Below are 12,562 nucleotides of genomic sequence, written 5' to 3' on the forward strand. Positions count from 1 at the left end.
ACGCTTTTTTCCGATAAACAAGCATCCCTTTGGCGTGAAATAGCCTGCCCGCAGCAGGTATTGATCAGCAGTCACTCAAGACACGAGGCGGACCCATGCCAGTAGCAGAAAAGAAGATGGATGCTCCCAAGAAATTCACCCCCTACGAGCCGGCGGCGGGTGAAGAGTACATGAACGACAAGCAGCTGGAGCATTTCCGCCAGATCCTGCTGGGCTGGAAACGGGAGCTCATGGAAGAGGTCGACCGCACCGTTCGCCATCTGCAGGAAGAGGCGAACAACTACGCCGACCCGGCCGACCGGGCCACCCAGGAAGAGGGCTTCAACCTGGAGCTGCGCACCCGCGACCGCGAGCGCAAGCTGCTCAAGAAGATCAACGAGACCCTCGACAAGATCGACGAGGACGATTACGGCTTCTGCGAGGCCTGCGGCGTCGAGATCGGCATCCGCCGCCTCGAGGCGCGTCCCACCGCCACCCTGTGCGTGGACTGCAAGACCCTGGCCGAGCTCAAGGAAAAGCAGCTGGGCGGCTGAGTCGGCGATGCCGATGCGCGCACCGGCCATCCGCGACGGGCACCCCAGGGTGCCCGTTCGCGTGTCTGACCCCTGCCACGGGAGGCGCCCATGATCCGCTACCGCGGCCGCTTCGCCCCGACCCCCTCGGGCCCGCTGCACTTCGGCTCCCTGGTGGCGGCGCTGGCGAGCTTCCTCGACGCCCGCCGCGCGGGCGGCGAGTGGTGGCTGCGCATCGAGGACATCGACCCGCCGCGCTGCCCGGCCGGTGCCGCCGACACCATCCTGCGCCAGCTCGAAGCCTTCGGCCTGCACTGGGACGGCCCGGTGCGCTGGCAGCACGACCGCGACGACGCCTACGCCGCCGCGCTCGCGCGCCTCGAGGCCGCCGGCCTCGCCTATCCCTGCAGCTGCTCGCGCAAGCAGTGGCGCGACCATCCCGTCTACCCCGGCTGGTGTCGCCGGGGCGTGAGCGACCCCGCCAAGCCGGTGGCCTGGCGGCTGCGCAGCGACCTGGGCGCACGCCCGGTGGCCTGGCCGGATCGGCTGTTCGGCGAGCAGCGCTTCGACCCGGCCGAGCTGGGCGACGTGGTGCTCAAGCGCAAGGACGGCCTCTGGGCCTACCAGCTCGCGGTGGTGGTGGACGATGCCGACCAGGGCATCAGCGACGTGGTGCGCGGGGTCGACCTGCTCGACAACACCCCCTGGCAGCGCCAGCTCCAGCAGGCGCTGGGCTATCCCGAGCCGCGCTACCTGCACCTGCCGCTGATCCTCGGCGACGACGGCCAGAAGCTCTCCAAGCAGAACCTGGCGCCGGCCCTGCCGGAGACCGATGACGCGGTGCGCCCGCTGCTCCACGCGGCCCTGACGGCGCTCGACCAGGCGCCGCCGGACGCGCTTGCCACGGCGCCGGTGGACGAGCAGCTCGCCTGGGGCATCGCCCACTGGGAGATCGACCGGCTGCGCGCCACGCCCCATCGCCAGGGCCACGCCCCCACCCCCTGAGAGGTGCCCGACGTGTACGTCTACCGCATCATGCTCTTCCTGGTCTTCGGCGGGTACCTGCTCTCGCCGCTGCTGATGAGCGGCTGGGCGAGCCCGGACATCGCCTGGTATCGCCCCTTCGTGGTCTGGGGCGTGCTGATCGCCCTGACCCTGTGGCTGGAACAAAAGAGAAAGCTCGATGAACGCTAGCCTCGGCGCCGTCCTGGCCCTGGGCAGCGGCTACCTGCTGCTGCTCTTCCTCTGCGCCCTGGCGGTGGAGCGCGGCTGGATCCCCACGCGCATCGCGCGCCACCCGGTGGTCTACACCCTGGCGCTCGGCACCTACGCCAGCGCCTGGGCGATCTACGGCAGCGTGGAGCTGGCCGGCCGCGCCGGCTACGGCTACCTGGCCTACTACCTGGGGGTGGCCGGCGCCTTCCTGCTCGCCCCGGTGCTGCTGGTGCCGATCCAGCGCATGACCCGCACCTACCAGCTCGCCTCGCTGGCCGACCTCTTCGCCTTCCGCTTCCGCTCACGCTGGGTCGGCACCCTGATCACCCTGGTCAGCCTGCTCGCCGTGCTGCCGCTGCTCGCCCTCCAGGTGCAGACCCTGGGCGACACCATCCACCTGCTGACCGACAGCGCCTCGCCGTCGCTGCTGGCGCTCGCGTTCTGCGCGCTGATCGCGCTCTTCGCGATCCTCTTCGGTGCGCGCCACACCCGGCTGCACGCCCGCCATGACACCCTGCTGGCGGCCATCGCCCTGGAGTCGCTGATCAAACTGGTCGCCATGCTGTCGCTGGGCGGCTTCGCGCTGTTCGTGGTCTTCAACGGCCCCAGCGACCTGCAGGCCTGGCTCGACGGCCCGGGGCGCCTGGCCCAGGCGGGGGTGGAGCACCTCGACCCGGCCCAGTGGCGCACCCTGCTGCTGCTGTTCTTCGCCGCGGCCTTCCTGATGCCGCACATGTTCCACATCACCTTCGCCGAGACGCTCTCGCGGCGCACCCTGCTGCAGGCCGCCTGGGCGCTGCCGCTGTTCCTGCTGCTGATGGCGCTGCCGGTGCCGCTGATCCTGTGGGCCGCCCAGCGCCTGGGAACCGATGCCGCGGGGCTCGGCAGCGCCTACCTGGCCTATGGGCTCTCGGAGTCGCTGTGGCTGCAGGGGGGGATGTTCGTCGCCGGCCTCGCCGCCACCAGCGGCACCATGATCATCATCTCGCTGGCGCTCTCGGGGATGATCCTCAACCACCTGGTGCTGGTCGCCCACCCCCCGGTGGATCAGCCGGACCTCTACCACTGGCTGCGCTGGCTGCGGCGCGCCCTGATCGGCGCGGTGATCTTCGCCGGCTGGCTCTTCTACCGCCTGGTGGGGGTGAACCACGACCTCACGACCCTGGGCCTGGCCGCCTTCATCGGCATGGCCCAGTGCCTGCCGGGCATGCTGGCGCTGCTCTACTGGCCCGGCGCCAACCGCAAGGGCATGGTCAGCGGGCTGATCGCCGGCGTGCTGGTGTGGCTCGCCGGCAGCTGGGTGCCGCTGCTCACCGACCTCCCCGCCCAGGTGCTGCTGCCGCCCGGCCTCGAGTCCCTGGCCGGCCAGCCGGACTGGTACGTGGTGACGATCGTCTCGCTGGCGGCCAACATCCTCACCTTCATCCTGGTCTCGCTGCTCACCCCCACCTCCGACGGCGAGCGCGCCGCGGCGGAGGCCTGCTCGGTGGACGCGGTGATCCGGCCCAAGCGCCTGCCGCTGGTGGCCGCCAACGGCGAGGAGTTCAAGTACCACCTGGCCCGCGCCCTCGGCGACGATGTCGCCGGCCGCGAGGTCGACCGGGCGCTGACCGACCTGGGCCTGTCGCCGCTGGACGGGCGCCCCTACGCGCTGCGCCGCCTGCGCGATCGCATCCAGGCCAACCTCTCGGGGCTGATGGGGCCCTCGGTGGCCCAGGACATCGTCGACCGCCACCTGCCCTATCGCCGCGGCGGCCTGGAGCCCACCGATGACATCCACTTCGTCGAGAGCCGCCTCGAGGCCTACCGCACCCGGCTGACCGGCCTGGCCCGGGAGCTCGACGGCCTGCGCCGCTACCACCGCCGCATCCTCACCCGCCTGCCGGTGGGCCTGTGTGCCTTCGGCGTCGACGACGAGCTGCTGATGTGGAACGACGCCCTCGCCGAGCTCACCGGCATCGATGGCGACGGCGTGGTCGGCTCCCGCCGCGACAGCCTGCCCCCGCCCTGGGATGACCTGCTGGGGCGCATGTTCCTCGAGCATCAGGACCACCTCTACAAGCAGCCGGTGCTCCTCGACGGCACGACGCGCTACCTGAGCCTGCACAAGGCCGAGCTCACCACCGACGAGGACATCCGCGGCGGCACCGTGGTGCTGGTCGAGGATCACAGCGAGATGAAATGGCTGGAGGACGAGCTGGTGCACGCCGCGCGGCTCGCCTCCATCGGCCAGCTGGCCGCCGGGGTGGCCCACGAGATCGGCAATCCGGTCACCGGCATCTCCTCGCTGGCCCAGAACCTGCGCTATGACACCGACGACCCGGAGGTGCTGGAGACCGCCACCCAGATCCAGCAGCTCACCGACCGCATCTCGCGGATCGTCGAGTCGCTGGTCGGCTTCGCCCACGGCGGCCGCCACGTGGCGGGACGCACCTTCGCCCCGGTCTCGCTGGCCGAGGTCACCGACGAGGCCCTGCACTTGATCCACCTCGCCCGCTCGGGGGAGGATATCCATTACCGTAATCGCTGCCCGGCGGGCCTCGAGATCGAGGGCGACGCCCAGCGGCTGCTGCAGGTGATGGTCAACCTGATCGGCAACGCCCGGGACGCCAGCGTCCCCGGCGGCGAGGTGGTCGTCGACGCCGGCCGCCAGGGCGAGTGGCTGCACGTCACCGTCACCGACCAGGGCCACGGCATCGCCGAGCACGTGCGCGACCACCTGTTCGAGCCCTTCACCACCACCAAGCCGCCCGGCGAGGGCACCGGCCTCGGCCTGCCACTGGTCTACAGCATCATCGCCGAGCACGGTGGCCAGATCGACATCGACTCCCCGCCCCCCGGGCAGGCCCAGGGCACCCGCATCCACCTGTGGCTGCCCCTCCACACAGAGCATGGTGACCCCTCCGATGAGCCGGATCCTGATCGTTGAAGACGAAGCCATCATCCGCAGCGCCCTGAGGCGGCTGCTGGAACGGCACGACCACCGGGTCAGCGAGGCGGGGTCGGTGGCCGAGGCGCTGGCCCTCGAGCCCCAGGGGTTCGACCTGGTGATCAGCGACCTGCGCCTGCCCGGCGAGCCGGGCACCGAGCTGATCGCCCGCGCCGCCCCCGTGCCGGTGCTGATCATGACCAGCTACGCGAGCATGCGCTCGGCGGTGGAGGCCCTGAAGCAGGGCGCCGTGGACTACGTCGCCAAGCCCTTCGATCACGACGAGCTGCTCGAGACCGTGGCCCGGGTGCTGCACCAGCAGGCCACCCAGCAGGGCGAGCCGCCCGACGTCACCGAGCCCGACGGCCAGCGCCAGACCATGATCGGCAACTGCCCCGCCATGCAGGTGGTCTACACCCGCATTCGCAAGGCGGCCCCCGCCGATGTCACGGTGCTGGTGCAGGGCGAGTCGGGCACCGGCAAGGAGCTGGTGGCCCGGGCCCTGCACCAGCAGAGCCGACGCGCCGCCGCGCCGCTGGTCTGCGTCAACTGCGCGGCCATCCCCGAGACGCTGATCGAGTCCGAGCTGTTCGGCCACGAGAAGGGCGCCTTCACCGGCGCCAGCGCCGCGCGCACCGGCCTGGTCGAGGCCGCCGACGGCGGCACCCTGTTCCTCGACGAGATCGGCGAGCTGCCGCTGGACGCCCAGGCTCGGCTTCTGCGCGTGCTGCAGGAGGGCGAGATCCGCAAGATCGGCTCGGTGGAGACCCGCCACGTGGACGTGCGCCTGATCGCCGCCACCCACCGCGACCTGCAGAGCCTGTCGAAGACCGGCGAGTTTCGCCTCGATCTCTACTATCGCCTCAACGTGATGCAGATCGACCTGCCCTCGCTGCGCGAACGCGACGACGACATCCTGCAGATCGCCGACGTGCTGCTGGAAAAGGCCTGCCGGCGTCACGAGCGCGAGGGCCTGCGGCTCTCCCGAGCCGCCCGCCGCACCATCCGCGACTACCCCTGGCCCGGCAACGTGCGCGAGCTGGAGAACGCCCTGGAACGCGGCGTCATCCTCGCCGAGGGCCACCTGATCCACCCCGACGACCTGGGGCTCGCCACCGCGCCCCGGCCCCCCGTCGAGCCGCCCGTCGCGGCCCCGAGCCCGCCGCCTCCGGCGGCGCCGGAGCCGAGCGAGGAGGACGACCTCTCCCTGGAGGACTACTTCCAGCACTTCGTGCTCGAGCACCAGGACCAGATGAGCGAGACCGAGCTCGCCCAGAAGCTCGGCATCAGCCGCAAGTGCCTGTGGGAGCGGCGCCAGCGCCTAGGCATCCCGCGCAAGAAGAGCCCGCGACGCAGCGCGGGATGACGCCGCCGGGCCATACGACCTTTAGCCATACGACCATAGTGCAAGCGCCCGCGGCCGACACCGCGGGCGCCGTTTTTCCTCCGTCTGACCCGTGCCCTGCACCATTTGTTACCTTCCCACACAGCCATTGCCCCATGACGGGGCCAGATGGGTAACACTCCGCCGGCGCGGCACGACACCACCTCCTCGCCGCGTTTTCAAATTCATGTTTTATATAGATTTTTTTAGTAGTGGCACACCACCTGCTACTACCAGGCCAAGAAAAACAAATCCGGACGTCACACCGGGCCGACAACAACAACAAGGCTGCCAGGCGTGACAGGGCCCGACCCGACAACAACAACAAGCGACACGGGCCCCTATGACTTCGGCGCCTGCCGACAACAAGAACAGCAGCGGCACGGCGCGAGGCCTTCGAGGCGTAACAACAACAACAGACTGCTCGAAGCACCGGAGCCATCAGGACGCGACGCACCCAGAGACGGCCAACAACAATGACAAGGGCCAACGAGGTGCACTCCCGGCAACAATGCCAACAATCCGGGAGGAGGCATACTTTCATGCCGTCGTGGTTGGACTATTGTTTTGAATACGAGACGGTCGCCGTCAGGAACATCGACAACCATAACAACACTGCTTGCCTGAACCTCCTTGGTGACTGTGGTGCGTATTCAGGGCGATGCGCCATCACGAAGAAGAATCAGCTGCACGGATGCAGCATCCTGCATTGAAGGGGAGGCCACCGGCCTCCCCTTTCTCTCTCTGGTCCCTGTCGAGGGCCACGCCGCTCCTCCCATCCCCCGGGCATTGCCTCACCGCGCTTTGCAAGGTGTCAGTGGTCGGCTACACTCAACGCTTTTCCGCGTCCCGCGAGTCGATATCGCCGCATGATCAAAGGTTTTACCCGCTTTCTGCAGAGCCCGGGCCAGCACCTCAAGTCGCTGTTCGGCCCTCAGGATGCGCCGGCCGGCAGCACCGGTCCTCGCATCATCCCCCGCCAGGAACACCCGGTCTCGCGTCAGCACTTCAGTGACGCCTCCCTCAAGGTGCTCTATCGCCTGCACAATGCCGGCTTCCAGGCCTTCCTGGTCGGGGGGTGCATCCGCGACTCGCTGCTCGGCCACATGCCCAAGGATTTCGACGTCGCCACCGACGCCACGCCGGAGCAGGTCCGCGAGCTGTTTCGCAACTCGCGGATCATCGGCCGGCGCTTTCGCATCGTGCACGTGCGCTTCGGCCGCGAGGTGATCGAGGTCACCACCTTCCGCGGCAAGCCCAACGACGACCACGCCGACCATATCTCCCAGCAGTCCGACGACGGCCTGCTGCTGCGCGACAACGTCTGGGGCAACCTCGAGGAGGATGCCCTGCGCCGGGACTTCACGGTCAACGCGCTCTACTACAACATCGCCGACTTCTCGATCCACGACTTCGCCGACGGCGTGAAGGACATCGAGTCCCGCACCCTGCGACTGATCGGCGACCCGGCGACCCGCTATCGCGAGGATCCGGTGCGGATGCTGCGCGCGGTGCGCTTCGCCGCCAAGCTCGACTTCCACCTCGATCCGGCCACCGAGGCGCCGATCGACGAGGCGGCGCCACTGCTGCTGCAGATTCCGCCGGCCCGGCTGTTCGACGAGGTGCTCAAGCTGTTCATGGCCGGCCACGGGGTCGTCACCTTCCGGCTGCTGCGCCAGTACGGCCTGTTCGCGATGCTGTTCCCCGAGGCCGACGAGGCCATGGACGCGTTGCCCTGGGCCGAGCGCCTGGTCGAGCACGCCCTGGAGAGCACCGACCGCCGCATCCGCGAGGATCGCCCGGTGACGCCGGCCTTCCTGTTCGCCGCCCTGCTCTGGGCGCCCGTCCAGCAGCGCCAGGTCCGGCTCGAGGACGACGGCATGCCGGCGATCCCGGCGCTGCAGGCGGCCTCCCAGCAGGTGGTGTCGCGCCAGCTCCAGCACATCACCATTCCCAAGCGCTTCAGCCTGCCGATGCGCGACATCTGGGACCTCCAGCAGCGGCTGCCGCTGCGCCGGGGCAAGCGCGTCTTCCAGACCCGCGAGCACCCGCGCTTCCGCGCCGCCTACGACTTCCTGCTGGTGCGCGAGGCGGCGGGCGAACTCGAGCCGGGCCTCGGCGACTGGTGGACGGCCTTCCAGGACGCCGACGAGCACGAGCAGCGCCGCCTGCTGGGCAAGGTCGACGCCGATCCGGCCGGCACCCCCGCGCCTCGCAACAAGCGCCGGCGTCGCCGGCGTCGCCGCAAGCCGTCCAACAACGACTCATGAACCTCCCGCATCACGCCTGGATCGGGCTTGGCAGCAACCTCGACGGCCCCCGCGAGCACGTCGCGCGCGCCCTCGAGGAGCTCGACGGCCTGCCGCTGACGCGTCGCGTCGCCGCCTCGAGGCTCTATGCCAGCCGTCCGGTGGGGCCCGCCGACCAGCCCGACTACGTCAACGCCGTGGCCGAGCTGACGACGCGGCTCTCGCCGCTCGCCCTGCTCGATCAGCTGCAGGCCCTCGAACAGCGCCACGGCCGGGTGCGCGGCCGCCGCTGGGGCCCGCGTACCCTGGACCTGGACCTGCTGCTCTACGACGACCGCCGGCTGGCGCTGCCGCGCCTCACCCTGCCGCATCCGGAGATGGTCCGGCGCGCCTTCGTGCTGGTGCCGCTGGCCGAGCTGGCCCCGCGCCTCACCCTCGACGGCCGCTCGCTGGCGGGCCTCGCGGCGGAAGTCGATCGCGACGGGCTGGCGCCGGTGTTACCGGCCGACGGATGATCGCCCCCACACTGTTACCTATCGACACCCCTACGGGATTCGGGTAACAATCGCGGGTTACACCGAGGACGGCCCGCCAGAGGCCTCCCCCGACCAGACGATGAGAACACGCCATGAAAACCGTCACCCTGAGCACGCTCTCGACTCTCAAGCGCGCCGGTGAACCCTTCAGCTGCCTGACCGCCTACGACGCCTCCTTCGCGCGGGCGGCCGGCGAGGCCGGCATCGAGGTGCTGCTGGTGGGCGACTCGCTGGGCATGGTCCTGCAGGGGCACGCCAGCACCCTGCCGGTGACCCTCGACGACGTCTGCTATCACACCCGCTGCGTGGCCCGCGGCAAGGGCAAGAGCCTGCTGATGGTCGACCTGCCCTTCATGAGCAACACCAGCACCGAGCGCCTGCTGCAGGATGCCGGCGAGCTGATGCGGGCCGGCGCCGAGCTGGTCAAGGTCGAGGGCGAGGCGTGGATGGCCGAGGGCATCCGCGAGCTGACGCGCCGCGGCGTGCCGGTCTGCGCCCACCTCGGCCTGACGCCCCAGTCGGTCTACCAGCTGGGCGGCTACAAGGTGCAGGGCCGCGAGGCGGAGCAGGCGACCCGCATCCTCGAGGACGCCCGCACGCTGGTCGAGGCCGGCGCCTCGGTGATCCTGCTGGAGTGCGTGCCGGCGAGCCTCGGGCGGGCGGTAAGCGAGGCGCTGGAGGTGCCGGTGATCGGCATCGGCGCCGGCCCCGATACCGACGGCCAGATCCTCGTGATGCACGACGTGCTGGGGGTCACCCACGGCCGCGCGCCGCGCTTCGTCAAGAACTTCATGGCGGAGGCCGACGACATCCAGGGCGCCTTCCGCCGCTACCACGAGGACGTCAAGGCCCGCCGCTTCCCCGCCGAGGAGCACTGTTTCTGATGCGCACCCTGCACGAGATAGCCCCCCTGCGCGAGACCCTGGATGACGCCCGGCGTCGCGGCCAGCGCATCGCCTTGGTGCCGACCATGGGCAACCTCCACGAGGGCCACCTGGCGCTGGTGGCGGAGGCGCGCCGCCGGGGCGACGTGGTGGTGGCGACCATCTTCGTCAACCCGCTGCAGTTCGGCCCCGGCGAGGACCTGGACGCCTACCCGCGCACCCTCGCCGAGGACCAGACGAAGCTCGAGGCGGCCGGCTGCGATCTGCTGTTCGCGCCCGAGACCACCACGCTCTACCCCCGCGGCCTCGAGGCCCAGACCCGGGTCAGCGTGCCCGGGGTCAGCGAGGGGCTGTGCGGCGGCGACCGGCCCGGCCACTTCGACGGCGTGGCCACCGTGGTGACCATGCTCTTCCAGCTGGTGCAGCCCGACGTGGCCTGCTTCGGCGAAAAGGACTACCAGCAGCTGGCGGTCATTCGCCGCCTGGTGGCCGATCTGCACCTGCGGGTGGAGATCGTCGGCGTGCCGATCGTGCGCGCCGAGGACGGCCTGGCGCTATCCTCGCGCAACGGCTACCTGGACGCGGCGCAGCGCGCCGTCGCGCCGACCCTCTACGCCACCCTGTGCGCGCTGCGCACGGCGCTGGAGGCGGGCGCCACCCCCCACGACGTCCTGGCCGACGGCCTCGCCCGGCTGGAGGTGGCCGGCTTCGCGCCGGACTACCTGGAGCTGCGCGCCGCCGACCTGGGCCCGGTCGAGGCGACGACCCGCGAGGCCGTGCTGCTCGCCGCGGCTCGCCTGGGCCCGACCCGACTGATCGATAACCTGAGCCTGACCCTGCCGCGCTGACGGTGCGGCACGCGACCAGAGGAACCCCTCTCCCATGCAGACCATCATGCTCAAGGCCAAGCTGCACATGGCCCGCGTCACCCATGCCGTGCTCAACTACGAAGGCTCCTGCGCCATCGACGGAGAGCTGCTGGACATGGCCGGCATCCGCGAGAACGAACAGATCCAGATCTACAACGTCGAGAACGGCCAGCGCTTCACCACCTATGCCATCCGCGCCGAGGAGGGCTCGCGGATCATCTCGGTGAACGGCGCGGCCGCCCACCTCGCCACCGAGGGGCAGCGCGTGATCATCTGCAGCTACGCCCACTACAGCGAGGCGGAGCTCGACGCCCACCAGCCGGCCCTGGTCTACCTCCAGGAAGGCAACGTCGTCAGCCACACCAGCAACGCCATCCCGGTGCAGCTGGCCTGACGCCTGCCGGGCACCCCGCCGGGGTGCCCCCCTCCCGCCGCACACGCTGCGCGCTCGCCTCGCCGGCCATCGCCGTGCCCTCTCGCTTCCCCCTCGCTGCCCCCTCGCTGCCTGCCCCACCCCCCGCGCCCTGCTGCCCCCCGAGGCTCATACGGCCATGGGAGCATTGCCGCGACGCACAATACTCCCCTATGCTGAGGGCTCGGCCCTGTCCGAGACGCCATCGACCGCAGGGTGCCCTCCGGACACGGCCGCCCGTCCGCTACCTATTCTTCAGGAGTATCCCGCATGCAAGACGTGGTGATCGTTGCTGCACGCCGTACCGCCGTCGGCACCTTCGGCGGTTCCCTGGCCGGCATCCCCGCCAGCGACCTGGGCGCGCATGTCATCAAGGACATCCTGTCCACCACCGGCGTCCCCGGCGACCAGGTCGACGAGGTGCTGCTCGGCCAGGTGCTGACCGCCGGGGTCGGCCAGAACCCCGCCCGCCAGGCGAGCATCAAGGCCGGGCTGCCGGACGCGGTGCCCGCCATGACCATCAACAAGGTCTGCGGCTCCGGCCTCAAGGCCCTGCACCTGGCGACCCAGGCGATCCGCTGCGGCGACGCCGAGCTGATCATCGCCGGCGGCCAGGAGAACATGTCCGCCTCGCCCCACGTGCTGCCCAACTCGCGCAGCGGCCAGCGCATGGGCGACTGGAAGGCCATCGACAGCATGGTCCACGACGGCCTGTGGGACGCCTTCAACGACTACCACATGGGCATCACCGCCGAGAACCTGGCCGAGAAGTACGGCATCACCCGTGAGCAGATGGACGAGTTCGCCGCCGGCTCCCAGCAGAAGGCCGCCGCCGCCATCCGCGAGGGCAAGTTCAAGGGGCAGATCGTCCCGGTCGAGATTCCCCAGCGCAAGGGCGACCCGGTGGTCTTCGACACCGACGAGGGCCCGCGCGACGTGACCGCCGAGAAGCTCGCCGGCATGCGCCCCGCCTTCAAGAAGGACGGTACCATCACCGCCGGCAACGCCTCCTCGATCAACGATGGCGCCGCCGTGGTCATGCTCTGCTCCGCCGAGAAGGCCAAGGCGCTGGGCCTCGAGCCGCTGGCGCGCATCAAGGCCTACGCCAACGCCGGCGTCGACCCCAAGATCATGGGCATCGGCCCGGCCCCGGCGACCCGTCGCTGCCTGGAGAAGGCCGGCTGGAGCCTGGACGACCTGGACCTGGTCGAGGCCAACGAGGCCTTCGCCGCCCAGGCGCTCTCGGTCAACAAGGAGCTCGGCTGGGACGCCGACAAGGTCAACGTCAATGGCGGCGCCATCGCCATCGGCCACCCCATCGGCGCCTCCGGCTGCCGCATCCTGGTGACCCTGGTGCACGAGATGATCGCCCGGGACGCCAAGAAGGGCCTGGCGACACTGTGCATCGGCGGCGGGCAGGGCGTGGCCCTCGCCATCGAGCGCTAAGCCGCGCTGCGCGCGAGCTGCAAGCTGCAAGCTGCACAGAGCGTGCCCCGAGCTGGATGCTCGGGGCACGTTTTTTATCGCCTCGCGACACACCACAACAAGAAACCGCCGCCGGGGGTAACCCCG

At 70.2% G+C, this 12,562-nt stretch carries 11 protein-coding genes; all 11 read left to right on the forward strand.

Features of this window, described 5'->3' with window-relative positions; all coding sequences use genetic code 11:
• Positions 1 to 95 precede the first annotated feature (95 nt).
• The 11 genes from dksA (at position 96) to FIU83_RS16585 (ending at position 12,436) form a co-directional block, all read left to right on the forward strand.
• Positions 96 to 533, forward strand: coding sequence for an RNA polymerase-binding protein DksA (gene dksA, locus FIU83_RS16540; RefSeq protein WP_152485033.1), 438 nt, complete (start codon positions 96 to 98; stop codon positions 531 to 533).
• Between the two features lie 90 nt (positions 534 to 623).
• Positions 624 to 1,517 carry a tRNA glutamyl-Q(34) synthetase GluQRS gene (gene gluQRS / locus FIU83_RS16545; protein WP_152485034.1) on the forward strand — a complete coding sequence of 298 codons (894 nt, stop codon included), beginning with the start codon at positions 624 to 626 and terminating at the stop codon, positions 1,515 to 1,517.
• A 12-nt stretch (positions 1,518 to 1,529) separates the two neighbouring features.
• A complete protein-coding gene (locus FIU83_RS17505; RefSeq protein ID WP_170121140.1) occupies positions 1,530 to 1,706 on the forward strand; it encodes a hypothetical protein in 177 nt (58 codons plus the stop codon).
• A complete protein-coding gene (locus tag FIU83_RS16550) occupies positions 1,696 to 4,656 on the forward strand; it encodes an ATP-binding protein (protein WP_152485035.1) in 2,961 nt (986 codons plus the stop codon). The genes FIU83_RS17505 and FIU83_RS16550 overlap by 11 nt, the downstream gene beginning before the upstream one ends.
• Entirely contained in the window at positions 4,634 to 6,022 is a 1,389-nt protein-coding gene (locus tag FIU83_RS16555; RefSeq protein ID WP_152485036.1) for a sigma-54 dependent transcriptional regulator, read from the forward strand. Before FIU83_RS16550 ends, FIU83_RS16555 begins: the two co-directional genes overlap by 23 nt.
• Positions 6,023 to 6,909: 887 nt before the next feature.
• The gene (pcnB, locus tag FIU83_RS16560) at positions 6,910 to 8,310 is read left to right on the forward strand and encodes a polynucleotide adenylyltransferase PcnB (RefSeq protein ID WP_152485037.1); all 1,401 of its coding nucleotides are present in this window, start codon (positions 6,910 to 6,912) and stop codon (positions 8,308 to 8,310) included.
• Positions 8,307 to 8,804 carry a 2-amino-4-hydroxy-6-hydroxymethyldihydropteridine diphosphokinase gene (folK, locus tag FIU83_RS16565; RefSeq protein WP_152485038.1) on the forward strand — a complete coding sequence of 166 codons (498 nt, stop codon included), beginning with the start codon at positions 8,307 to 8,309 and terminating at the stop codon, positions 8,802 to 8,804. Before pcnB ends, folK begins: the two co-directional genes overlap by 4 nt.
• Before the next feature lie 113 nt (positions 8,805 to 8,917).
• Positions 8,918 to 9,709, forward strand: a complete 792-nt coding sequence (gene panB, locus FIU83_RS16570; RefSeq protein ID WP_152485039.1) for a 3-methyl-2-oxobutanoate hydroxymethyltransferase — start codon at positions 8,918 to 8,920, stop codon at positions 9,707 to 9,709.
• Complete coding sequence (gene panC, locus FIU83_RS16575; protein WP_152485040.1) at positions 9,709 to 10,557, forward strand: pantoate--beta-alanine ligase; 849 nt, start codon at positions 9,709 to 9,711, stop codon at positions 10,555 to 10,557. The genes panB and panC overlap by 1 nt, the downstream gene beginning before the upstream one ends.
• A gap of 34 nt (positions 10,558 to 10,591) precedes the next feature.
• Positions 10,592 to 10,972 carry an aspartate 1-decarboxylase gene (gene panD / locus FIU83_RS16580; protein WP_108446029.1) on the forward strand — a complete coding sequence of 127 codons (381 nt, stop codon included), beginning with the start codon at positions 10,592 to 10,594 and terminating at the stop codon, positions 10,970 to 10,972.
• 288 nt (positions 10,973 to 11,260) lie between these two features.
• Positions 11,261 to 12,436, forward strand: coding sequence for an acetyl-CoA C-acetyltransferase (locus FIU83_RS16585; protein WP_152485041.1), 1,176 nt, complete (start codon positions 11,261 to 11,263; stop codon positions 12,434 to 12,436).
• Positions 12,437 to 12,562: the final 126 nt, after the last annotated feature.

Source organism: Halomonas sp. THAF5a (assembly GCF_009363755.1).
Taxonomy (GTDB): domain Bacteria; phylum Pseudomonadota; class Gammaproteobacteria; order Pseudomonadales; family Halomonadaceae; genus Halomonas.